Genomic DNA, 26,085 nt, shown 5'->3' with positions numbered 1-26,085 from the left:
AATTTTATTAATTGATCATATTAATTTTCTTGAGCCAGTTTTCGACATCCGTCTGGACTTCCAATTCTTTTTTTCCTTCCATCACAAATAAAATCCCATCTCTTTCTATTCCTCCTTTAACAGAAAAACCTTCAAGGATATTGCTTTTTGGACAGAGCTCCTTTACGGTTTGAAAACTGCTTCCAATTCCATAACCTGCATTGGTATTAAAGGGCACAACCGTTTTTCCGCTTAGATCGTATTTTTTCAAAAAGCTTTTCATTGGAGGGGGAAGCTGCATTCCCCACGTTGGAAAGCCCAAAAATACAATATCAAATTTTTCAATATTCTCAATTTCTGTTCGAAGCTCAGGCAAATAGCCACTTTCATTCTCCTTTGCCACCTGGCTTACGATTTCTTTATAATTCGTCGGATATGGTTTTTCCAATTCAAGCTCAATGATCGAACCGCCGACGTTTTTATGAATCATTTGTGCAACTGCTTTTGTGTTTTTAGTGCGGGAGAGATACACGATAAGTATCTTTTTATCTGTTGTATTGTCCATATTTCCGACAACTTCCTGCGCTTTGCTGCAGCCCGAAAACATGCACAGGATTACTGTTGCCAGCTTCCAGAAAGCAGTTATCTTTTTCATTTTAATATGCTTTACAAATAATTATTTATCCAGCCCTTTTTCCTTCAGCCAGCCCGACATAAGATCGGCTACCTGTATATTATTTAAATCTGAAAAAGGAAAGTGTGTGTTGCCTTTAAGTCCCGCTTCAGGAAGATGTACTACAGTAACATCGCCTCCTTTTTTATTTACGGCATCTCTCCATAATCTTGCCATTGCAAGACGGGCACGCCAGCCATCAGCCCCCGGATTATCAGAAGGCTTTTCAGGAATGTTGTCTCCGTAGTATATCACAATTGGAATTTTCGTCAGCTCCATAAAATCCTTCATAGGAACTGCCGATGCTTCAAGCGGTCCTGCCGAACTTGCAATTGGCGCTGGCACTTCCCCTTCAGGAAATAGAAACCCGCTTCCCGGTTCATAAGAAACTATTGCTTTTACATTCTGGTTTTTGATTGCTGTAAGCCATCCCATACCGCCGGAATGAGAGTGCGTAAGCAGAATTGCCGGTCCGATTTTATTGAACAGAGCCGAAACGGCATCCGTATTTACCTTTATGTCAATTGGCCCTATATTGGGAACCATCGAACGGAAATACTGGTTAAGCGTTGCTGTATCTTTTGCGAACTGAACCCCTTCAAAATATTTCGGCCATACTCCAATTCGGAAAGTGTCAAACCACTGCTGTTCATCCGGTATAGGATTTATTATTGCCGCTGCTGTGCTTCTTCCTGCATTTCCTCTGCGGGGCTGATCGATTAGATAAACAGAAAACTTTCTTCTCAGAAAAATATTCTGATAGCCCTCACCTCCATCTGGTGTGGTTTCAAAGGTTTTGGAAAACTGCCCTATTCCATGCCACATTATCAGTGGGTATTTATGCGCTTTTTCAGGAACCTGATAAAAAACATAGGCATGATCACCTCTGAATGTCTGTCCTGACGGTGTCGGTTTGTAAGGGTCAAAGGTGCCTTCATTCTGGATTATTGTTCCTCCTACAGCAAAACTTCCTTGCTCCGCAATTACCAAAGGTTCATTCTTTTTAATTTTTTGGGCAAATATTGCTGAACCGGTTAACAGCAATGCTATAAATACGGCTTTGCAGCTATTTGTCCTTATATCTTTTAATTTGTCTAGTAACTTTTTCATATTATTTTTTTTCAAATGTTTTCTCGATCACATCAAGTCTGTTTTTTCTCAGATCTTCGATAGCACCTGCTGAACCATCTTGGCGGAATTCAAAAACCTCGTTTATTTTTTCATTGTATAATGGCCACTCAGGAAGTCCTTTTCCATTAGGATTGCCTGTTTTAGCGAAATTTATCCAATAGCCGTTCATTAATTTGGCTACCTGTTTGTCCTGCTCTGTAAAAACTATGTTGTTTCGATCTACAAGGTTGTCAAAAACATAGCTGATTTCTGAGGCGTGCGATGCACCGAAGCGCATCCATTGCTGCATAGATGCAGAAACATATGAAAAAAGGTATAGATAAGCAGGCGCACCCTTCGCCGTAAAACGTCTGGCTGTAAAACGTGCAGGTTCTGCCCATACTTTGTCTGTATTTACATATGCAAGCATCTTTGCAAATTCAGTATTTCCATTGGCATCATAAGCAGCTGCCGCCTCTTGCTTTCTGTTCCCAAAAAGAGCAAGTAATTCTTCCTTGGAATTTGCATTTACAAATCCTGCGGGCACTTCGGCACTGTTCGATCCGATAATCAGGGGAACTGAAGGCTGGTCTCCAGCAATATACTAGCTTTCAGCGCTTTGGGTCACTAATCGGCCGTCAAGAATTGGTCCCGAATAGATTGATGGTCCGCCGGCTCCTGCAGTTTCCTGTCCTCCATCCACAATTTTCTCAGCCGTAAGTGCTCTAAGTTTTTTTAAGGCCTCGGCATCCGTTCCTTCAATATTGTAGCGTTTTGCAAAATTCACTCCGATACTTTCAGCTGAAACAGGATAATGCTTATTTGCATTTTCCTTACTGATTGGCCTGCCGGTCAACACACCGTCACGTCCTCCTCCCGATTCTATTATTGCTTTTTGGAAAAGTCCTTTTGCTGAGGGGATTGTAAGCAGCGAATGCACGGACACTCCTCCCGCTGATTCACCGAATATGGTTACGTTTTTAGGATCGCCTCCAAACGCTGCTATATTTTTCTGCACCCATTTCAAGGCCGCAATCTGATCTATATAAGCATAATTTCCTTTAAACTCTTTTGCATTTTCACTGCTTAAGGCTGGAAAAGCAAAGAATCCCAAACGCCCAAGCCGATAATTTATTGAAACCAGTATGACGTTCTGTTTTGCAAAAGCAGCACCGGTAAAATCTCCGCCTGCTCCGCTTCCTGCAACAAAACCTCCGCCATGAATCCAGACCATTACAGGCATATTAGCTTTTTTATCTGCACCAATTGGTTTCCATATATTTAAAAACAGACAGTCTTCAGAAGCCGTTTTAGACATTCCTGAACCGTGTGGCCACCCCGCCTGCGGACATTCAGCACAGGGCTTTGATGCATCGCGGACTCCCCTCCATGCCAAAACAGGCTGTGGAGGTCTCCATCTAAATTCTCCTACTGGAGGCGCTGCATATGGTATTCCTCTAAAGACAGCGGTATTATTTTCAATTGCCCCTCGAACAGTTCCTGAATCAAAACTGACTTCAGGAGAATTGTTCTGTGCTGTTTCCTGCTGGGCCTGAAGACACACCGTAAAAATAAATGCGAGTGCGGATAAAAAAATATTCTTCATATGATGTCTTGTATTATGATGGAACTAGTGATTAAGACTTCTTTATTACATCTTTTTTTCTGGAGCTTCCACTCCCGACAAAGCCAGTACTCCCGCAGGAAGTCTTTCCCCCATAATCTTAATAGCATCCACTTCCCTGTTAAACTCATCCAGTTCGCCTGCACTGAATTTAATGCTGGCAGCTCCCGTATTTTCTTTCATGTGCGCCATCTGTGTTGTTCCGGGAATCGGAACAATGAAAGGTTTCTTAGCCAGCAGCCATGCCAGAGATATCTGTCCTGGAGTAGCCTCTTTTTTAATTGCCCATTTTTTCAAAATCTCTACAAGCGCAAGATTGTTTTTAATATTATCAGCCGAGAATCTTGACTCTCCCCCTCGGATATCCCCTTGTGCATAATGTGTATTGGCATCAATGGCTCCAGTCAGGAATCCAACTCCAAGCGGACTCCATGGCACAAATCCAATACCCAGCTCTTCGCAAAGCGGAATAATAGTCTGTTCAGGGCCTCTCCAAAGAAGTGAATATTCATTTTGTATGGCTGCGATCGGATGTACTGTATGAGCTCTTCGCAATGTCTGGGCACCAGGCTCAGAAAGTCCGTAATTGAGTACTTTGCCTTCCTTCATAAGATCCTGAATCGCTCCAACTACATCTTCAATTGGAACCTGAGGATCGACTCTATGCTGGTATAGCAAGTCAATACGGTCTGTGCGTAGGCGTTTAAGCATTCCTTCTACGGCTTTTTTGATATGCTCAGGCTTACTGTTAAGTCCGCCTTTCCATTGGCCGGTCTCTGGATCAATGTCCCAGCCGAATTTTGTTGCTACAGTAACTTTGTTGCGGAATGAAGCTATTCCCTCGCCTAAGATTCTTTCCACTTCTAGAGGTCCATATGCTTCGGCAGCATCAAAAAAGGTAACTCCGTTATCAAAAGCAGTGCGGATGATATTGTGCATTTCAGATCTTAATGGAATCGTTGTCTGATAAGTGCGGCTCATATTCTGCACGCCGATACCAATGCTTGAAACTTGGAGCGAACTTCCTAATTTACGTTTTCCGGGTGCAGTAGATAATGATTTGTCATCCTGTTCTGAACTATCATCTGCCGAATTTGAATGGGCAAATGAACTTAAAGGAAGCAGGGCACTTCCTGCCAAAGCTAAACCTGCCGTTTTTAATATTGACCTTCTATCCATATTTATCTTAGTTTATTGGTTATCTGTTTAATTTGCGTTCACTCAGCCATTTGACCATATTAGGATCCCTGTGGTCAAAAAAGAGGCTTTCATTTGTATCCAGCGTTTGTATCGAATCCATATCTACTTGCGTTAATTCAAAATCAAAAATGTTGAAATTCTCTGCCATTCTTTCCTTACGGACCGATTTTGGTATGGCCACAACGCCTCTTTGAGTAAGCCATCTTAGTATAACCTGAGCTGTCGATTTATTATATTTTGAAGCAATTTTGGTCAATAGTTCATTTTTGAAAATGTCATTCTTTCCTTCTGCAAATGGCCCCCATGATTCAATCTGTATATTATTGTCTTGAAGAAATTTCTGTGAGTCCGTTTGTTGGTGAAAAGGATGCGTTTCAATCTGGTTGACCGCAGGTGTAAATCCTGTATTGGCTATCAAATCCATGACTCTGTCTGGATGGAAATTCGAAACGCCTATTGCCTTCACTTTTCCTTCGTGATACAATTCCTGCATAGCGCGCCATGAACCGTAGATGTCGCCGTAAGGCTGATGTATCAGATATAAATCCAGATAATCAAGCTGCAGAAGCTCTAATGATTTCTGAAACGCCTTTTTAGTGTTTTCATACCCTGCATCGCTTACCCATAACTTTGTGGTGATAAAAAGATCCTCTCTTGCGATACCGCTTTTTTTGATTGCATTTCCAACTGCCTGCTCATTCATGTAAGATGCAGCAGTATCAATTAATCTGTAGCCTGTATTTATCGCATCAATAACTGCTTGCTCGCATTCTGCCATATCCTGCATTTGGAAAACCCCAAAGCCTAGAATCGGCATTTCAATTCCGTTATTTAATTTTATATTGTTCATTTTAATGGTGTGTTTAAAATTTGATAATTCTATTATTACAAATTTCCGAAGTTAATATGAGGGTATTGGTATACGGATTACTGAATCTGCTACCAAGATTACTGATTATAAGACAGGTGCATTCAACGGAGCATTTTAATCATTAAATTTGTGTAGCAAAAAATAGAAAAATGGAAAAGTCATATAATTTTGATACGATCAGCCAGTATAATGATTTTAATAATCATGAAACTTTACACCCTTTAGTGAGTGTAATTGATTTCTCAAAAGCAGAAAAGAGAACCGGCTCTAAAATGCATTTTGGGCTTTACTGTATTTTTTTGAAAGACGTCAAATGCGGAGACCTGAAATACGGTCGCAATTATTATGACTATCAGGAAGGCACTTTAGTATTCATTGCTCCTGGCCAAATTATAGACGTTGAAAACAAAGTAGATTTTTACCAGCCGGTAGGTCACGGACTGATTTTCCACCCTGATCTGATCCGTGGCACTTCGCTTGCAAATCTCATTAATGACTATAACTTTTTCAGCTACAGCACAAGTGAAGCGCTTCACTTGTCTGAAAAAGAAAAACAATTGGTTTTTGACTGTTTCAATAAGATTGAATCGGAGCTGAAACAGTCTATAGACAAACACAGCAAAAAACTGATTGCATCCAATATTGAGCTGTTTTTAAATTACTGCGAAAGATTCTACGACCGCCAGTTTATTACCAGAGATAATGAAAACAAAGGAATTATGGAAAAATTTGAAGAACAGCTGAACAGCTATTTTTCTTCAGACAAACCTAACTTGTTAGGACTTCCATCTGTCGCTTATTTTGCGGGCGAACTAAATCTTTCTCCCAACTATTTTGGTGATCTGATAAAAAAAGAAACAGGAAAATCTGCTCAGGAGTACATTCAGAATAAAATTATTGATACAGCTAAAAATAAAATATTCGATTCGACAAAAACAATCAATGAAGTTGCGTATGAGCTTGGTTTTAAGTACCCTCAGCACTTTACGCGATTTTTCAAACAGCATGTTGGAAACACACCTAATGAGTATCGAATTTTGAATTAAAATATTAACTAAAAGACATTTATTGATTAATCTCACATTTTTTTTTTAATTTTACAATCAACTATTGAGAGTTAAATTTGTACTGTACCTATGGGTGTACCAAGTTTAAAAAAATGCTAAAAATGCCAGTAATTGCTGGGATCTATATACGGTTTTCGGTACCTCTTTCCCCGCTCAGGGCTAAAAAAGAGGCTTTTCAAAGTTTTCAAAAAAGCCTAAAAAAGCGGTAAACCCAGCAAATCGTTTGATTTGCTGGTTTTTTTCTTTTATACCACTTTTCAATATTTATAAAATCACGCAAAATCTTTATGGCGCATTCGTGGCACAGCGTGAGATTTTAAAATTGTGCCACAAAATTTTATCTTAAGTCCCGTTATCATAGTGGAAAAAACGGTCAAATTGACCACCAGTTTCCAGTATAAATTGACCAGTCTTTCCGGAGTAAACTGACCACCTGATTTTGGGGTAAATTAATTATTAAAAACTACCAACTTTTTCATTCTGTTAGAACCATACATTCGCCAAAAAAAAGCGGATTATGGCAAACAAAATAACAGACATGAGTAAAATTAGAAAAGTAATTAAATTCTATTGTGACGGAAAGAGTAAGTTGTTTATAAGTAGCTACTTATCCCTTTCCAGGAATACGGTAAAGAAGTATCTCTCTTTATTTGAAGTTCTGGGATTAAGTCTTGAATTAATTGATAAAAGAACAGATGCGGAACTAGAACTTATGTTTTCGCAGACTACAGTTGAATCAATTAATCTCAAATTACAGACACTTCATAATTTTTTTCCTAAAATGGAGCGTGAACTAAAAAAAGTTGGCGTTACCATACAACATATGTGGGAACAATATATTGCTATAAACCCTGATGGTTACAGGAGTTCTCAATTTGCTCATCATTACAAAGAATGGAGTAAACGAGTCAATCCGGTAATGCATATGAACCACAAAGCAGGAGATAAAATGTATGTGGATTATGCAGGTAAAACACTCTCTATTATTGATAATGATACTGGAGAAGTCAAAGTGTATAGTCCTAAAATAAGTTAACAACAATTGGTAATTCGTTACGCCAGCAATTACAATCAAATCAATTTTTTTTAAGCTGATTTTCGATAAACTCCCTTGGACTTACCAATTTGTATTTTTTAAAAATTTTATTAAAATGGCTAGCATCATTAAACCCTAATTTTAAGGCAATTTCATTAATATTAAATCTTTGCTGCATTAGTAATTTTTCGGCAGTTTTAAGTTTTAGCTGAATGATGTGATGCTGCAAAGATATTCCTGTATGTTTTTTTATGTAAATGCTTATATAGTTGGGAGACATTAAAAAGCGTTGTGCAATATTTTCTACCTTCATTTTATTATTATCCAAAGCATTAATCCGTAAATACGTCAAGATATTATTAAGTTTTTCTATGTCTTGTGAAAACCTGTTCTGCACATTTTTACTTTCGTTTAAATTCCGAGTTATAATTGTCATAAGTGCACCAAAAAGCTCCATCACGGCTTCGTTCCCAAATGTTTTTTTAGCTGTAAATTCAGATTTAAGAACCCTTAAAATCAAAAATAAATTATCATTATCCTGTTGATTCATAATGATGCTTCCAATATTAAATTCATTCATGGTCAGGACATTCTTCAGCGATTCTTCCCATTGAGTCTTTTTATTCTGGCTTAATTTTTCGATAAAAACCTGCTCTGTAAATTTTACATAAGTAAAAATCGTTTTTTCTTCAATGATAAATTCATGAGCATCGTCTGGAGTCAGCAGAAAAACATCTCCTTTTTGATAAGTGAAAGAGATTTCGTTGAGCAGATGTTTTCCTTTTCCTTCTTCAATAAAGATTAACTCGTAGAAATTATGCTTGTGCAATTCATAGATCCAAGTGTCTAATTCCAGTGAAAATACGTTAATGGAATGAAAACTATTAAATCGTTGCATCGTAGTTTCTTTTATTGATGGATATTTACAAATATACAATGAATTTGTACAAATTAATTCACTGATGCGCCCTATATCTTTGCAGTATAAATTTTAAACTAATTAAAAACAGATGTTATGAGACAATATATTACAAAGCTGACTTCTTTATTATTAATGATTTTATTAATTTCAGCATTCAGTACTTCAGCACAAAATAAATTAGCTAAAGAAACTAAAAACTGGCCTAAGGGAGCACAATTGGTTATTTCGGTTTCGATGCAATTTGAAACGGGCGGACAGCCAGAAGGAGCTGAAAGCCCCTTTAGCCCGGCATTACCAAAAGGCAATCCTGATTTGCCTGCTGAAAGCTGGTACCGTTATGGAGCCAAAGAAGGAATTTATAGAATGTTAGATCTTTGGAAAAAATACGATATCAAAGTCACTTCGCACGTAGTTGGTGAAGCAGCTATAAAATATCCAGAAGTGGCAAAAGCTATTGCAGACGGCGGACACGAAATTGCTGGACATGGTTATGCTTGGGGAAACCAATGGGATATGAGCTATGAAAAAGAATTAGAATTTGTCAAGAAAGGAACTGATGCTGTGGCTGCTATAACAGGACAACCTGCTGTTGGATACAATTGCAACTGGTTACGCAGAAGTCCAAATACATTGAAAGTATTACAAGATTTGGGCTATATGTATCATATCGATGATTTGAGTCACGATGAGCCGTTTATTACTAAAGTACGGGGAAAAAACTTTGTAATTGTCCCTTACACGCTTCGCAATAATGATATTGTAAATGTGGAAGGAAAACACTGGAGTCCTGATCAGTTTTTAGCACAATTAAAAATGGAATTTGACCAATTGTATGCAGAAGGAGCAACAAAACGCAGAATGATGAGCATCAGTTTTCACGATAGAATTGGGGGAACTCCGGCAATGATGAACGCTATGGAACAATTTATAAAATATACCAAAACCAAAACCGGAGTTGTGTATATGCGTAAAGATGATATCGCGAAAATGGTAATCAATGATCCGAAAACTCCGATAGATAATTCAGAAGAAAAGTATAATAAATAAAATAAATAATTATGAAAGCAATAGGTTTTAAAAAGTCATTGCCAATTGAAGATCAAGATAGTTTTATTGAATTTGAAACAGTAAAACCAATACCAGGAGCAAATGATTTATTAGTAAAAATTCAAGCAGTATCGGTAAATCCAGTAGACTACAAAATTCGTCAGAGCGCTGCAAAAAACAATGTTCTGGAAACACCAAAAATTATTGGATGGGATGCCGTAGGAATTGTAGAGGCTATAGGCGAAAAAGTAAATCGGTTTAAAGTAGGAGACGAAGTTTTTTATGCGGGAGATATTACCAAATCAGGCAGTAACGCAGAATATCAAATTGTTGACGAACGAATTGTTGGAAGAAAACCAAAATCACTCCAGGCGAAAGAAGCTGCCGTAATGCCTTTAACAAGTTTAACAGCTTGGGAAATATTATTTGACCGAATTAGAATTAATCCCGAAAAAGATAAAGGCAAAACTATTTTGATTATTGGTGGTGCTGGCGGAGTTGGGTCTATTGCAATTCAGCTTGCCAAAAAAGTGGCGAACTTAACTGTAATTGCGACAGCTTCACGTCCGGAATCTACGGAATGGTGTAAGCAACAGGGAGCTGATTTTGTTGTGAAGCATAAAAATTTAATCGACGAAGTTCGTGCTATTGGATTTCAGCAGGTTGATTATATTGTAGATTTTGTTGATGTAAACCAATATTGGTCTGCTTTTGTAGAATTGATAAAACCACAAGGACATATCGGCTCGATTAGTGATCCGGTTGAAAGCGTAAATATTCGACAATTAAAGGGTAAAAGTGTGAGTTTTCATTGGGAATTAATGTTTACACGTTCGATGTTTCAGACAGAAGATATGATTGAGCAACACCATATCCTGAATAAAATTGCCGATTTATTAGATAACGGAACAATCAAAACAACGCTTGAAGAAGCATTTACAGGATTCAATGCCGAAAACTTTAAAAAAGCACATCAGCTTTTAGAATCAGGAAAAACAATTGGTAAAATTGCTATCACTTTTTAAATAAATAAAAATGAGTTTAGATAAATTATTTTCAATATATAAATTAAACGGAATCGAATTAAAAAATCGTTTTTTAATGGCTCCAATGACCCGTTCAAGAGCTTCACAACATGGTGATATTCCGAATGCTTTAATGGCAGAATATTACGGACAAAGAGCCTCAGCGGGAATCATCATCACTGAAGCAACTCAAGTTTCGATACAAGGAAAGGGCTACGCAAATACGCCAGGAATTTATAGTCAAGAGCAAATCGAAGGTTGGAAATTAACTACGGATGCCGTTCATGAAAAAGGCGGAAAGATATTTTTGCAATTGTGGCATGTAGGCAGAGTGAGCAGTTCAAAAGTAAACGGATTACAGCCTATTGCACCTTCAGCTTTAATCGCTCAAAATACTAGTGTTTACATTTTTGACGGTGCTCCAAATGGCGACGCTACTTTTGTACCCGTCGAAGAACCTAGAGAAATGAGCAAAGCAGATATACAAACCGTAATCGAAGAATTTGTACAAGGTGCAAAAAATGCTATTGAAGCTGGTTTTGATGGCGTAGAAATTCATGGTGCAAATGGCTACTTGATTGATCAGTTTTTAAGAAGCAACAGCAACAAAAGAACAGACGATTATGGAGGCACAAAAGAAAATAGAATCCGTCTGCTTGTTGAAATTACAAAAGCGGTTGCATTAGCGATTGGAAAGAAAAAAACAGGAGTACGATTATCTCCATTTATTAGCTTTAAGGATATGAATGATCCTGAAATTTTACAGACTATCATGTTAGCAGCATCTGAGTTAAATAAACTTGACATTGCTTATGTTCATCTTTGCGAGGCCGATTGGGATGATGCACCACAAATTCCAAATGATTTTAGAATTCAGTTGCGTGATACTTTTAAAAATACAATAATTGCTACCGGAAATAAACCCCCTGATGAAGCCGAGAAGTTACTGGAAGAAAACTTAGTCGATTTAATTGGTTTTGGAAGAAAATTTTTAACCAATCCCGATTATCCTGAAAGAGTAAAACAACATGCAATACTAAATGAAATTTCAGACAATCATACTTTGTTTGGTGGCGGCACAGCAAGAGGCTATACAGATTATCCTTTGATGAAATAAGAACAGAAAAAATATAAATTTGAAAAAATATTTCTTTCAATCGTTGATTTTATATTTCAAGACAATCATCTAATTTCAAACCTTCTAGTACCTGGTTCGAATTAGGCATCGTTAAGACTAATTTTACTACTTATTACCAATAAGTTTAAAATAATTTAGTTGCTAAATTAAATTTTATACACAAAAACTCCGATAACATTTTACTGTTCTCGGGGTTTTAATTTATTAGGTTTATCACCTAGGAATTTTAATTAAAATCTTTCTTGTCTTATTATAGATTACTGAAATCTCACTTTGTTTTAGAACGCAATAGGGCAACAGGATATTCTCTCCATACTACATTAAAAAAAGAAAAATTATTTTCTAATTATAGTATCATAAAAATCTTTTTATAATACTATTCTGTTTCCTCATTACTTATCCAAAATTCCAAAAGTTTACTTTCTAAAGCTTAGTTTCCAAAACCTAAACGGCTTTGAGCTAATAAAATTAAAACCAATAAAATCAATCTTCTTTTACACATAGTTAACCAATTTTGAAAGTTTTATAATAGAATTTGAAATAGTGTTTTCTAACTCAGATATAACTTCGCTTTATCAAAACATTGAAGACAAACATCTATAACGTAAAAGATCAAGACTATGAAAAAAAGACTTAGCTTATTTTTAGCTATCATCACTATGACCCTTAGCTCATATGCTCAATCCAATCAAAACAAAGAATCTGTTAAGTGGTTTAAAAAAGCTTCCGAAGTCATTAGTTACCAATTAAACAATGCTACTCAAACTTACAAGCCTGGAAAAAATCCACGTTCGGTAAATCCGGATGGAACAGTTCGTTTAGCAGGCTTGACTGATTGGACTACCGGTTTTTTCCCTGGAAGTCTTTGGTATGGATACGAACTTACCGGCGACAAAAAACTAGCCGAAGAAGCTAAGAAATTCACTCTCGCACTGGATTCTATCCGCTATATAAAAAACACTCATGACCTTGGCTTTATGCTATATTGCTCTTATGGTAATGCTTATAGAATTACAAATGATAAAATCTATCTTCCTGCATTAAGCGATGGTGCTGCCAATCTTGCTGCCCGATTTGATCCTAAAATAGGTGTAATTCGTTCATGGGATTTTTCATGGTGGCATTATCCAGTTATTATAGATAACATGATGAATCTGGAGTATTTATATTGGGCAGCTCAAGAATTCAATAAACCTGATTATTCAAAAGTTGCCGATACTCACGCGTTAACCACAATGAAAAATCATTTTAGAAAAAACTACAGTTCGTACCATGTAGTTGATTATGATCCAAAAACTGGCAAAGTATTACGCAAAGCTACTCATCAGGGATTAACTGATGAATCCTCTTGGGCTCGTGGACAAGGATGGGGTTTATATGGATATACCTTATGCTATAAAAACACTAAAAATCCTAAGTTTTTACAACAGGCAGAACATATTGCTTCTTTTATAATGAATCATCCTCGAATGCCAAAAGATAAAGTGCCTGTTTGGGATTTTGATGTACACAATGCAATGGATACTGAAGAGCGTGCACCAAGAGATGCTTCGGCTGCTGCAGTTATCGCTTCTGCCTTATTGGATTTGAGTACACAGGTAAAAGACGGAAAAAAATATGCTGATTATGCCGAAGACATATTAAAATCCTTATCATCAGATTCTTATTTGGCTAAACCAGGTGAAAATAGTTATTTCCTTTTAAAACATAGTGTGGGCGCATTTCTATACAATTCTGAAATCGATACTCCATTAGATTATGCTGACTATTATTATCTAGAAGCATTAAATAGATATGCCGCAATTAAAAAAATTGATGCTGTTAAAAATGATTACTCCGTAAATTAAAGATGATTAGCAACTCTTTTGAACTCAATTCCTAACATTATAACAAAAGAGTTGTAAAATCCTCCAAAAACTAAAAAAGCTTAACCTTTTAATGAATGATACAAAAAAGATAATCTAATAACTCAACCTAAACAATAAATATCCTGATTTTGATAAATGATTAACCATCATTTAAAGAAAAGCATTTTTGATTATAAAAATATGTTCAGGATAATAACGGACTAATTACTCAGAATTACCCTTTTTTTTATTAATCCTAAAACCAACCAATTATGAAAAAACATTTACTTGTTTTGTACTGTGTATTCGCTTTGTTAGAAGCAAAAGCACAAAATTCCAGTTGGATGTACGACTTTGGCAACGCAGCTATAGCTCCTTACACATCCACTACTTATAGTTCCACTTATTTGCCCGCAGCCATGTCCGGTGGCGGAAATGCAGGTGTAAGAGCTTCATCAGCAACGGAAGGAGCAATTGAACTAACAACTGCCGGAGTAGCAGCTGGCACTGGAGCCGAACTTAAAATGACAGGCGGCACAACCACAACAGGAGCCAAATTTGGTCTGGCTCCTTTTACCGGAACTACAACAGCTACTTTTGAATGTAAAATAAACATTAGTTCAGGAACCAATGGTAGATTCTTATTATACTTTGGTAATGGCAGTAATTTTACAAGTGGCAACGGAATCAACGTAAGTCAAACCTTTGCCGCACTAAGGTTAACTCCTACGTCATCAGCTGTGAATTTAGACTGGCTTTCATCGGGTACAAGTCCTAACTATACAACCACAGGACTATCCCAAACAACAATTAATAAAAATCAGGCTTACACGCTGAAGTTTTTTATGAACAATGGTACAATCAATACCTCTTATACAAATAATAGTGTTGTGTACAACTTAGCAGCAGGTACTTTTGACATTTGGTTAGACAATACCAAAATTCTAACCAATGCCGACCCTAATGGAACATTACCACAAGGAACTGTTATTAATGGGATGAATTTACTTAATATTGGTGTTGGCACATCTGCGCCAGTCGTGTATCTGGACGATATTACTTATAGTAATTTTTTAGCGCAAAACACTACAAATCAATCAGCCATAAACAATCTTAGTACTAAGTACCGTGACTGGCTCACCGGCGAAAATGTTGATTACTCAAAAAGCCAGATTATAGAACGCTATAATCGTTTTCTTTCTTCGGGACTCGGAGCAATGGATTTATCTTCTTATGATTTTATAAATCCTGGTCCTATTTGGGATTTCAATATTACTGCTAATCAAAATGCTTATGCAACATTAGTAGAACAAAAATTGATCAGACTGGTTTTTTTATACCAAATAAAAGGACCATCTTCGAATCCGAATCCCAACTATCATAGCCCTGCTGTAAAAGAGAATATTCTTAAAATCTTCAACTACCTGAAAGCAAAAGGTGTAAATCCTAATGCTGATTTTGCTTACGAAGAACATTCCTCCAGCGAGATGGTAGCCACTAGTGCCAATGGTATTGCATTGCGTTCTTCGGCTTATGCTACTTCTATTTTTCTGATGAAAGAAGAACTGGTAGCTGCAGGCGAATTTGCTAATCATTTAGGAGCATTAAACGGACTTACTTTCTTTATCTCTCCTGAATATCCTTATTTTAATTTTACTTATCCTGGTTATAATGCCGATGTAGTACGATCATCTATCCAGCAACGATTATGCTATGTGCTTGCTCAGGATGAAAACAATAACACTAGGGCTGATAATATGGATTTTTTAAAACGTTTTATTGACAATGCCCTACAAATAAGTAATGGTTGGGCTGAATTCATCAAGCCTGATTTCATAACTTTTCATCATCAGGGTGCTTATTCTAATTCCTATGGGATAGATGCACTTCATCAAGCCTCTATTCTCAACTTGATACTCAAAAACACTGATTTTGAACTCAATACAACAGCTCAAAGCAACCTGAAAAATGCTGTGATGGCTTACCGTAAATTTTGTAATGACTTTGAAATGCCTACTGCTCTAGCCGGAAGGTTTCCTGGTAATACAGATGCCTTTAACGATCTTAGACCCGCACTGGCCTATCTTTACCAAGCTGATCCAATTAGCAATAATGATGCAGGACAAGAGTTCATGCGGCTATGGAACCTCTTACCATCTGCCAACACTTCATTACAAAGAGCTAATACTGTTAGTATCAACTTAGTGAATACCCTTGGCGGTATGCAGGACATGACACAAATCTTAAATGCCAACATTACTCCTGCCGTGAAACTGCAACAAGGACATTTTACATTTCCTTATGCAGGACTTAATATACATAAACACAATGGTTGGCAAGTTAGTACAAAAGGAACCAGTAAACATATTTGGCACTTTGAAAATGGTGACAACGAAAATATTTATGGTCGCTATTTTTCTGCAGGTGCCATGGAAATATTGACACAAGGAAATCCCGTAAATCGATTAGCTAACGGACTTACTGAAACGGGTTGGGATTGGTCTCACCTTGCGGGAACTACAGTTGCTTATCTTCCTTTAACTTCGCTTCCTACCAAAATGAGATTGTATAGTGGCAGACAATTCCTGGCGCATGCTTCACTGGGCGACAATGGTGTGTTTTCTATGGATTATAAAGATGCAAACGCAACTACCAACATGGTGGCTCTAAAAACTAATTTCTTTTTCGGAGATAAAATTCTTTGTTTGGGTTCCAACATCAAAGATGTAAACGGAACTAATCCTATTCACACCACTTTGTTTCAAACAGCCTTACCAACGACTACTACCCCTACCTATGTAAATGGAAATGCTGTAACTGGTACCGCTTACAACTTTACACAAACAGGAGGTGCTGTATGGACCACGGACGCAGTAGGTAACGGATATGTTGTAGAGGCAACAACTTCATCAAACAATAACATCATTACGATTCAAAGAGCCGAGCAAACTTCACAAAACAGCACTGGTTTAATACCCGGAACAGGCAATTTTGCCACCGCTTATATTAACCACGGGACAGCACCAGCTTCATCTTCATATCGCTATGCAGTGGTAATACAGGGCGGACAAACAGGCACAAGTGAATTAGCTAACAATTTTTCTAATTATTTTAATGTGTTACAACAAAATAGCTTGGCGCATGTGGCAAAACATGTACCTGATAGTGTTTATGCTTATTCAATCTTCAATCCTGCAAGTACATTCAGCTTTGATGTAGTTAAAAGTGTAGATAAACCTGCCGTAGTGATGACCCAGCAAACCGAAGCAGGGAGCAAACTGAAAATTAGCCTTACCAATCCTCTTGGGCTATTAGCTCCCGAAGAAAACTACAACTATAGAACAATTACTAACGACCCATCTATTTATCACAGGGTTTCACCTATAGATGTTGTAACAGTAACTCTTGATGGTAAATGGCTTTTATCATCTCCTGCAAACAATGTAACTGCTACTATTAGTGGTGATAATACCTACATTTCCTTTAGTACAGAAAATGGGTTAACAGTAGAAACCGAATTAGTAAAAGCATTAGTTAATATCAACAATAAAAAAAATGATACTACAATTAATACTAATCCTGGTGTTTGTACTTATACTGTTCAAGCGAATGAGTTTGATGTAAACGCTACTGGCAATTGCGGAACCTCATCACTTAGTTATACCTTAAGTGGAGCTACTGTAGCAACTGGCAATGGATCACTAGCGAACCAAATATTAAATAAAGGAGTAACAACGGTTACTTGGACAGCAATTAATGATTGCATCAGTACTACTAGTTCCTTTACCATAACAGTTATTGATACAGAAAAACCTGTTTTGGCGGTACCAACTACAATAACGGTAAATAATGATCCAAATCAGTGTGGTGCTGTTGTGTCATTAACACCGCCAACTGTTACTGATAATTGCACTGTAACAAGTATTACTAACGACGCCCCTTCTTTGTTTCCTCCTGGTAATACAACAGTAACATGGACGGCTACTGATGACAGTAATAATATAGTTACAACTACACAAATTGTTACTGTTACTGATATAGAAGCTCCAACAGTAAACTCCACTACTAGTGTTTCATTTTGCAACGACCCAAGTGGTAATTATAATATTCCAGCAGCAATAGCAACCGATAATTGCACTATTGAAAATAGCACTTATCAAATTACAGGAGCTACAACAAGAAGCGGAAATGGATTGGATGCCAGTGGTAGTTTCAATGTGGGTACCTCAACGATAGAATGGACAGTCATTGATACTACTGGAAATACTAGTACAGGTACAACAGCCGTAACAATTAACAGTCTAATCTCTGCAAATATTCCGGATGTTTATGCCGTAAATCCCGGAGGTAATGTTAATACCATTTATTTAGGCTATGGTCCTTCTTCTGTTACACTGAGTGCAACGGCTACAAACGGAACACCTCCTTATAACTATTCTTGGAGCAATGGTGCCACAACTAGTAGCACTATTGTGAATCCATCAACGCCAGGAATACACAATTATTCGGTAACAATTACCGATGCTATGGGATGTTCATTCACTACAACAAAACAAATCACAGTAATCGATGTTCAATGTGGTAATGGAAAAGTAAAAATATGTCACAATACTAATAGTCTTTGTATTTCTAAAAACGCTGTTTCAAGTCATATTGCTCATGGGTGCTCGCTAGGCAGCTGCGAAAACAAAACCACTTTGAATAACCAAAAAATCATAAATGGTAAACAACAAATCAATGAGTTTATAGTAACTGTTGCTCCAACTCTATCAGAAACAGAATTCAAAATAAATGTAACAGGCAACGCTGTAGAAACTATTTCTGTAAGTGTATTTGACATTTCAGGAAGAAGAGTTAAATTTTTAGAAGCAAATCCAGGAAAAACAATAACAGTTGGAAATAATTTGACAAAAGGAATATACCTTGTTGAAATAACCCAAGGTAAGAATAAACAAACAGTTAAGTTAATCAAACAATAATTGGACTTTTAATTAACTTAATGAACCAATAGTAAAACGGTGAGAAGTTGTCTTCTATCAGGACAACTTCTTACTTACTTATTTTATTTAAAGAAATAGAACTATTATAATTACAATTAAATGAAAAATCTAAAAACAACAACCCTATTTTCTTTTCTGCTATTGATAGTATTCCTATCCAATGCACAAGAAAAACCTATTACTAAGACCAGTTTCAACAACATTAATCTTTCCTACCCCGGACTGGAAAAAGTAAATACACTTTTTACCGCTGCTAAATATAATGAAGCTGCCAATGAATTACTAAATTATTACCGCAATCGCAAAAACATTAAACACCCTGATTTCAACACTGGTGATGAAGCCCGTTTTAGAGGAAAAGACATTGGAAAAGCAAATCAATTAAAAGCTGACAATGCTTTATTACACCAATTCCAACCTCAAAAAGGTTATGGTTATTACGATTATGGAAAAGATATCAACTGGGAATTTTGGCCTGTTAAGGACAATGAAGTTCGTTGGCAATTACACCGTGTAACCTGGTGGCAACCAATGGGAATGGCCTATCGCAGTAGTGGAGATGAAAAATATGCTAAAGAATGGATTTTTCAATTCAGAGATTGGGCTAAAAAAAATGCTCTAGGTTTATCAAAAGAAAACGACCGTTATGCCTGGAGACCTCTTGAAGTTTCCAGCAGACTGGAAAATTTGCCAGGTACTTTTAATCTTTTTGTTAATTCTCCAAACTTTACTCCTGACTTTTTATTGGATTTCCTAAACTGTTATGCTCAACAGGCAGATTACATACCTAAAAATTATAGTGCTGAAGGCAACCATTTACTATTTGAAGCGGAACATTTACTGGGTGCAGGTGCTTTTTTTCCTGAACTAAAATCAGCCGATGACTGGCGCAAAAGTGGCATCGAAGTTCTTAACAGAGAAATTATTAAACAGGTATATGCTGACGGTATCCAGTGGGAACTTTCTCCAGCTTATCAGGTAGCAACTATCGATATTTTTCTTAGAGCTTATCAATCGGCAAAATTGAGCGGACTAGCAAGCGAATTTCCGGAGAGTTACATTAAAACAATAGAGAATATGGTTGTTGCAACAGCAAACAGCTCATTTCCGGACTACCGTACACCTATGTTCGGAGATTCTTGGATTGTTGAAAAACAAGTAAGAATAAAACGTTTTCAAAATTGGTCAAAAACATTCCCTGACAATCAACTTATCAAATATTTTGCTACAGATGGCAAACAAGGTAACATAGCTGATTATTTATCAAATGCCTCAAAAAATTCAGGATTTTATACTTTCAGAAACGGATGGGATCAAAAAGCTACTGTAATGCTTTTAAAAGCTAGTCCTCCGGGAAAATTCCATGCTCAACCTGATAATGGTACATTTGAACTTTGGGTAAAAGGCAGAAATTTTACTCCAGATGCAGGGGCTTATGTTTATAGTGGTGATGCAGCCATTAATCAAATGAGAGAATGGTATCGTCAAACCAAGTTACACAGTACGCTTACTCTTGATAACAAAAATATGGTTATTACCGATGCTAAATTGAATAAATGGCAAACAGGAAAAGACTTAGATATTCTTACTTATACTAATCCTAGTTACGATGGTTTAAATCATCAACGAAGTGTGCTCTTTATCAATCAAAAATATTTCCTAATCATTGATAAAGCCATTGGCAACGCTACCGGACAATTGGGAGTACATTTTCCATTAATTGAAGACAGCAAACCCGTTTTTGATCAAAAGGAAAAAAGAGTCTACACTACATTTGCAGATGGAAACAATCTCTTGATTCAATCACTTAATACCGACAATATAAAATTAATTGAAGAGGAAAGTAAGGTGTCTTACCAATACATGAAAGAATTAAACAGACCTGCATTTGCGTTTGAAAAACCTAAATCTAATAATCAAACCCAACAATTTATTAGTATTCTATATCCTTATGAAGGCACAATAGCACCCAAAATTTCGATAAAAGAAAATTCAGGAAACGATTTTGAAAAAGGAAATATTAACCTGACACTAACCATTGACGGTCAAAAAACTAAAGTAAAAACCAATTTGTAGAAAACTTATATAATTTTCTCGGGTAAATTATCCCACTTCAAAACAACTCATAAAGAATTCACACAGCTTTTAACTATTATCTAAAGCTATCAGAAAAAAAACACTGGTTTTATTAAGTTTAATACTAGATTTTAGATAATTAAACGGCTTTTTAATCAAATTCAATAGTATTTTGGATATTTTCAAAACCCTTGTAAATAGTTGATTTCTAAATTTGTTTAGTATAAAAAAAACCAAAACCTAAAATTTATGACAGAAAAACAATGAGTTACAACAATTTACAAAACAAAAAAATTGACAAATCATTCTTTGAAATATTACAATAGAATATTTATCAAAAACGTACATTTAACTAATTACCACCATCAATAGAAATACAAACATATTTCTATTAAAAAAACAAAACTATGAAAAGGACTATATTTTTATTTTTGTTGCTTACCACTTGTCGATTGGCTTTTGCCCAAGAAAATATTACCGTAAAAGGTATAGTTAGCGATGGATTCAATTTACCAATGCCAGGCGCAACAGTTTCAGAAAAAGGAACCCAAAATAATACTATTACCTCAATTGATGGAGAATATCAAATTAAGGTAAAACCAAATGCAATCTTAGTATTCTCTTTTTTGGGTACCAAAACAATTGAACAAAAAGTTAATAGCAGAACTACCATAAACGCTAAATTACAAGACGAAACTAACAATTTAAATGAAGTTGTTGTTGTAGGTTATGGTACCAAATCCAGAAAAGATCTTACCGGGGCTATTTCTTCTGTTAAAGGAGAAGAATTAGCAAAAGTACCAGTACAAAACGTAGCCCAAGCATTACAAGGTCGTATTGCAGGTATGCAGGTAAATATGAGTGACGGTACACCTGGATCAGAACCTTCCATCAAAATTAGAGGTGGAATGTCAATTACCCAAAGTAACGAACCTTTGTATGTTATTGACGGTGTGCCACAAACAGGAGGTATAGGATTTTTAGATCCTATGGATATTGAATCTATAGATGTTTTAAAAGATGCTTCTTCAACCTCTATCTATGGTGCTCAAGGTGGAAACGGAGTAATTTTGGTTACAACAAAACAAACAAAAACAGGAAAAGTAAGTATCAATTATGATACTTATGCAGGGATAAAAAAGGTTACTTCTGAAATTCCTGTAATGAATCCGTACCAATATGTTAGTTTATTATATGAAAATACTCTTGACACTGCAAAGATGCAAGGTTTTACTAACAATTTTGGGAGCTATGATGAGTTAGAGACACTCTACGCCAACCGACCGGGTAAAAACTGGCAAAAAGAAGTTTTTGGAAATTCAGTAGTGAGCCAATACCATAAACTGAGTATCAACGGTGGTGAAAAGGAAACTAAATTCAATATTTTCTATTCGATTAATGATGATAAAGGAATTATGCGAGGAAGCGAATCCAGAAAAGATATTGCTAAATTAGCAATTAATCACAATGTAAGTAAAAAGTTTTCAGTTAATGCCATTGTTAACTATTCAACCCAAAAAATTAGCGGACTAGGTACAAACGAAGGAGGAAATGCCAGGTTAAGTATGCTACAAAATCTCTTAAGATATCGTCCTACAAATGGTAAACTAGGAGCTGATGATGAACTTGCTGATTTAATATTAGACCCTTTTGAGAATTCTAGCGAACCTGCATTACAAAGTCCATTAATTACTATTGACAATCAACAAAGAGAGTCGCTTAAAAAAGCTTTTAATGCGAGTGTACAATTGCAATACAACCTAACTCCTAGCTTAGTCTATAGAGGATTAGTTAGCTTAACAGACAGTAATACTACAAAGAAATACTTTAATGGAAGCATTGGTATTCAGGCTATCAGGAGCGGTGGTCCTAACGGTGGAATTTCTACTACTAACACAAACCGTTTTAATTACAATAACACCCTTACTTATAGCAATACATTCAATAAAGGACACAAGTTTGATATTACTGCTGGTCAGGAATATATTTATAATTACTCTGAAGATCTTTCTGTAAATTCTTCTGCATTTCCAACTGTTAATTTAGGATGGGATAAATTAGAAATGGGAACTATTCCCGGAATACCTACTTCTTTTGCTGAAGATGATAAAATGATGTCCTTTTTTGCGAGATCAAATTATTCATACAAAAACAGATATTTATTATCAGCCAGTATTCGTACAGATGGTTCTTCTAAATTTGGAACAGAAAACCGTTGGGGGTATTTTCCGGCAGTTTCAGCAGCATGGAGAGTTATTAATGAAAACTTCATGAGAGATTCTTCTATATTTTCTGATTTAAAACTTCGTTTAAGTTATGGTCAGGCAGGAAATAACAGAGTAGCTAATTATGCTGCATTAGGTATTTACAATACAGGATCATATCCTCTAAATAATCAGGTAGTTGTTTCAGCTTTTCAAGATAACCTTCCTAATCCATTCTTAAAATGGGAAGCCACAAAGTCGAGCAATATAGGTTTAGATTTAGGATTTTTTAACCAACGAATCACTCTTACTTCTGAATGGTATGATAATCGTTCTAAAGACTTACTTTATAACACTCGTATACCGGCTAACTCAGGTTTTCAAAGACAGTTTCAAAATATTGGATCTACTTCCAGTAGCGGTTTAGAATTTACTTTAAATACAGTAAATGTTAAAAAAGCAGATTTTAGTTGGAACACCAGTTTTAATATCGCTTTCAACAAGACCAAAGTATTGAGTTTAAGTGATAATGAAAATTCATTATTGACTAATAGTTACACTACTACAAATGATTATATATTACAAGTGGGTAAACCGGTAGGCGTTATGTATGGTTATGTAAGTGATGGTTTATACCAGGTAAGTGATTTTGACTACAATGCAACAACTAGTACCTATACTCTAAAACCTGATGTGGTTAATGATAATGTTGCTGTACAACCTGGTTTTATTAAATTTAAAGATATTAGTGGTCCTGATGGTGTACCTGATGGTGTAATTAATGATTTGGATAGAACAGCTATTGGAAATGCAAATCCTAAATTTTCTGGTGGATTAAACAATACATTTACATACAAAGGAATTGATTTAAGCGTATTCCTTAACTTTACTGTAGGCAACGATATTTATAATGCCAATGTTTTGAACAATTCCCGACTTAATCTGGATAACATCAACTCTCTGGCACGATTTGCTGACAGATGGACAACAATTAATGCCGCTGGACAACGAGTAACTGATCCTGTTGAATTAGCAGCTTTAAACCAAGGAAAAACAAACCCTGTATATAACGGAAATACTACAGGACGTTTATACAGTGATATTATTGAAGACGGTTCATTTTTACGTATTAACAACATAAGTCTAGGCTATACTTTACCTAAAAAATGGCTTGCAGATTCTAAAATTTCTAATTTAAGATTCTACTTAACCCTGTATAATCTATATGTATTTACAAAATATTCCGGCTATGATCCTGAAGTAAGCGTAATTAATAATGCCTTAACTCCTGGAGTCGATTTTAGTGCATATCCAAGATCAAAATCATTTATTACAGGTTTAAACATTTCACTATAATTAAAAATTTAAAGAAAATGAAAAACAAGATATTTTCCCTAAAAGCAATTGTAGCTGCTGGTGTAGCTTCACTTTTGCTACCTCTTAGCTCTTGCGACAATCAATTAGACACAACCCCATATTCTTATTTTACTTCTGCTAATTTCTTCTCTAATGTCGATGAAGCTTACATGGCCACATTAGGCGTTTACTCAATAATGTCGTCGCTAGACACCTATGGATGGAATGTTCCAATGATTTTTGATGCGGATACCGATATTCTTCAAAACACTGGAATTAGTCCCGTTGACTGGAGAACTATTGCCCATTATGAAGGTATCCCTCAAACAAATACTTTTTACACTGTTTGGAGTCAATTTTACATTGGAATTGACCGGGCGAATGTTGTTATTGAAAAAATACCTCAAATGAATGTATATACTAACGGAACTCAAGATCAAAAAGATCAATTGAATCGAATGTTAGGTGAAGCTAAATTTTTACGTGGATTCTACTATTCTGAACTGGTGCGTTTATGGGGAGATGTTCCTTTTAAAACTAAAAGTTCACAAACAGGGGATAATTTTAAATCAGTACTTGTAGATCGTTATGAAATATACACTCAAATTATAAAAGACATGCAAGATGCAGCTGCTGTGTTGCCTGAAGCAAAGCCTGTAAATGAACGTATCAATAAATGGGGGGCTAAAGCCATGCTGGCAAGAGTAGCATTATTTGCCGGTGGTTATTCCTTAAGAGCTGACGGAACTATAAAACGACCAGATAATTTCAAAGACTATTACCTGTTAGCACAGCAACAAATTAATGATATTATGGCTCAAAATCCATATTCTTTAAACAAATCGTACTCACAAGTATTCAAAAATCAATGCCAACACACGGATTTAGAGCCTACCGAAAATATTTTTCAGGTTGCTTTTTATAATCCTGCAGGAAATCAAGACAATGGTTCTTGGCTAGGTTATTTCAATGGTCCCCTTACCACAAATGGTGTTTATCCTGCTAGCATTGGTAGATCTTTAGTTCCTAAACCATTTCATGCTAGCTTCAATGTTGCCGATCAACGCAGAGATTTTTCTATAGCAACTTATAGTATTAATGCCTTAGGTAATAAAGTTCCTCTTTTAACGGGCAGACAGGATGAATCTTGGACTGTAGCCAAATGGAGCAGAGAGTATCAAACTAATGCTACCCTTGAAAGAAGTTATACTCATATCAACTGGGTAATTATGCGTTATTCTGATTTGTTGTTAATGCGTGCTGAAGTAGAAAATGAATTAAACGAAGGACCAAATTCCATTGCTTATGATGCTATCAATCAGGTAAGACGAAGAGCTTTTGGAGCTGATGTACCAGGAAGCAGAATCAACATAGCATTAGGAGCTCAAGGTACAGGATATACATCAACAGCTACCGTTGTTATTAATATTACAGGTGGCGGTGGTAGTGATGCAGCTGCAGCCGCAGCAACAGTAAACAACGGACGTATTACAGCAATTTCGCTGCTTCGTTCAGGTGACGGTTATACTTCTGCTCCTACAGTAACTATTACAAGTACTGATGGAAAAGGTTCAGGAGCTACTGCAACAGCTACAGTTGTAACTAAACCAACAGCAACACAAATCAACCTTTCAGGTTTAAATAAGGCTAATTTTCTTAAAGCGATTCAACAAGAAAGAGCCTGGGAACTTTTAGGTGAAGGAATGCGTCGAGCCGATTTAATTCGTTGGGGAATTTTAGCAGATAAAATTGCAGAAACCAATACAGCAGTAAAAGCAATTCGTTCGAACTATTTCTATCCTTCATTTACCAATTTTGTAAGCGGAAAACATGAATTATACCCTTATCCGATAAATGAAACCGATGTAAACAAAGGAATTACGCGTCAAAACCCTCAATATTAATTTTTC

At 36.2% G+C, this 26,085-nt stretch carries 17 protein-coding genes; 10 read left to right on the top strand and 7 right to left on the bottom strand.

Annotated elements, in window-relative coordinates:
- Window positions 1–7: 7 nt before the first annotated feature.
- The 6 genes from FEM21_RS06420 to FEM21_RS06400 form a co-directional block, all read right to left on the bottom strand.
- Complete coding sequence (locus FEM21_RS06420; RefSeq protein WP_035658961.1) at window positions 8–634, bottom strand: flavodoxin; 627 nt, start codon at window positions 632–634, stop codon at window positions 8–10.
- A 21-nt stretch (window positions 635–655) separates the two neighbouring features.
- Window positions 656–1,762: an alpha/beta hydrolase gene (locus FEM21_RS06415; protein WP_051627510.1), complete on the bottom strand. Its 1,107-nt coding sequence runs from the start codon at window positions 1,760–1,762 to the stop codon at window positions 656–658.
- A gap of 1 nt (window position 1,763) precedes the next feature.
- The gene (locus FEM21_RS16700; protein WP_236353549.1) at window positions 1,764–2,309 is read right to left on the bottom strand and encodes a carboxylesterase family protein; all 546 of its coding nucleotides are present in this window, start codon (window positions 2,307–2,309) and stop codon (window positions 1,764–1,766) included.
- A 57-nt stretch (window positions 2,310–2,366) separates the two neighbouring features.
- On the bottom strand, window positions 2,367–3,326 hold the full coding sequence (locus FEM21_RS16695; protein ID WP_236353546.1) for a carboxylesterase/lipase family protein: 960 nt from the start codon (window positions 3,324–3,326) through the stop codon (window positions 2,367–2,369).
- An 87-nt stretch (window positions 3,327–3,413) separates the two neighbouring features.
- Window positions 3,414–4,565 (bottom strand): aldo/keto reductase, encoded by a 1,152-nt coding sequence (locus FEM21_RS06405; RefSeq protein ID WP_035658960.1) that lies wholly within the window; start codon window positions 4,563–4,565, stop codon window positions 3,414–3,416.
- A 19-nt stretch (window positions 4,566–4,584) separates the two neighbouring features.
- Window positions 4,585–5,436, bottom strand: coding sequence for an aldo/keto reductase (locus FEM21_RS06400; RefSeq protein WP_035658959.1), 852 nt, complete (start codon window positions 5,434–5,436; stop codon window positions 4,585–4,587).
- A gap of 170 nt (window positions 5,437–5,606) precedes the next feature.
- Between FEM21_RS06400 and FEM21_RS06395 the strand changes: the two genes are divergently transcribed.
- Together FEM21_RS06395 and FEM21_RS06390 are read left to right on the top strand one after the other, a co-directional pair.
- On the top strand, window positions 5,607–6,503 hold the full coding sequence (locus tag FEM21_RS06395) for a helix-turn-helix domain-containing protein (protein WP_035658957.1): 897 nt from the start codon (window positions 5,607–5,609) through the stop codon (window positions 6,501–6,503).
- A 538-nt stretch (window positions 6,504–7,041) separates the two neighbouring features.
- Window positions 7,042–7,560, top strand: coding sequence for a transposase (locus tag FEM21_RS06390; RefSeq protein WP_035658955.1), 519 nt, complete (start codon window positions 7,042–7,044; stop codon window positions 7,558–7,560).
- Between the two features lie 40 nt (window positions 7,561–7,600).
- On the opposite strand, the gene FEM21_RS06385 is transcribed toward FEM21_RS06390, so the two are convergent.
- Window positions 7,601–8,458, bottom strand: a complete 858-nt coding sequence (locus tag FEM21_RS06385) for an AraC family transcriptional regulator (RefSeq protein WP_035658954.1) — start codon at window positions 8,456–8,458, stop codon at window positions 7,601–7,603.
- A 117-nt stretch (window positions 8,459–8,575) separates the two neighbouring features.
- Here FEM21_RS06385 and FEM21_RS06380 point away from each other — a divergent pair, with 117 nt between their 5' ends.
- From FEM21_RS06380 to FEM21_RS06345, 8 genes are all read left to right on the top strand, one after another.
- Window positions 8,576–9,529, top strand: coding sequence for a polysaccharide deacetylase family protein (locus FEM21_RS06380; protein WP_035658952.1), 954 nt, complete (start codon window positions 8,576–8,578; stop codon window positions 9,527–9,529).
- A gap of 11 nt (window positions 9,530–9,540) precedes the next feature.
- Window positions 9,541–10,554, top strand: coding sequence for a zinc-binding alcohol dehydrogenase family protein (locus tag FEM21_RS06375; RefSeq protein WP_035658950.1), 1,014 nt, complete (start codon window positions 9,541–9,543; stop codon window positions 10,552–10,554).
- Window positions 10,555–10,564: 10 nt separating this feature from the next.
- Window positions 10,565–11,671 (top strand): alkene reductase, encoded by a 1,107-nt coding sequence (locus FEM21_RS06370; protein WP_035658949.1) that lies wholly within the window; start codon window positions 10,565–10,567, stop codon window positions 11,669–11,671.
- Between the two features lie 641 nt (window positions 11,672–12,312).
- Entirely contained in the window at window positions 12,313–13,539 is a 1,227-nt protein-coding gene (locus FEM21_RS06365; RefSeq protein ID WP_035658947.1) for a glycoside hydrolase family 88 protein, read from the top strand.
- Window positions 13,540–13,811: 272 nt separating this feature from the next.
- On the top strand, window positions 13,812–18,518 hold the full coding sequence (locus FEM21_RS16170; protein WP_051627509.1) for a chondroitinase family polysaccharide lyase: 4,707 nt from the start codon (window positions 13,812–13,814) through the stop codon (window positions 18,516–18,518).
- Between the two features lie 120 nt (window positions 18,519–18,638).
- Window positions 18,639–20,615 carry a heparin-sulfate lyase HepC gene (gene hepC, locus FEM21_RS06355; RefSeq protein ID WP_035658946.1) on the top strand — a complete coding sequence of 659 codons (1,977 nt, stop codon included), beginning with the start codon at window positions 18,639–18,641 and terminating at the stop codon, window positions 20,613–20,615.
- Between the two features lie 407 nt (window positions 20,616–21,022).
- On the top strand, window positions 21,023–24,175 hold the full coding sequence (locus FEM21_RS06350; protein WP_035658945.1) for a SusC/RagA family TonB-linked outer membrane protein: 3,153 nt from the start codon (window positions 21,023–21,025) through the stop codon (window positions 24,173–24,175).
- A 17-nt stretch (window positions 24,176–24,192) separates the two neighbouring features.
- Window positions 24,193–26,079: a RagB/SusD family nutrient uptake outer membrane protein gene (locus FEM21_RS06345; RefSeq protein WP_035658944.1), complete on the top strand. Its 1,887-nt coding sequence runs from the start codon at window positions 24,193–24,195 to the stop codon at window positions 26,077–26,079.
- Window positions 26,080–26,085: the final 6 nt, after the last annotated feature.

It is taken from the genome of Flavobacterium seoulense (assembly GCF_000695795.1).
In the GTDB taxonomy this organism is placed as follows: domain Bacteria; phylum Bacteroidota; class Bacteroidia; order Flavobacteriales; family Flavobacteriaceae; genus Flavobacterium; species Flavobacterium seoulense.
The sequence above is the reverse complement of the archived record's forward strand: the minus strand, read 5'-3'. Positions and strand labels throughout refer to the sequence as shown.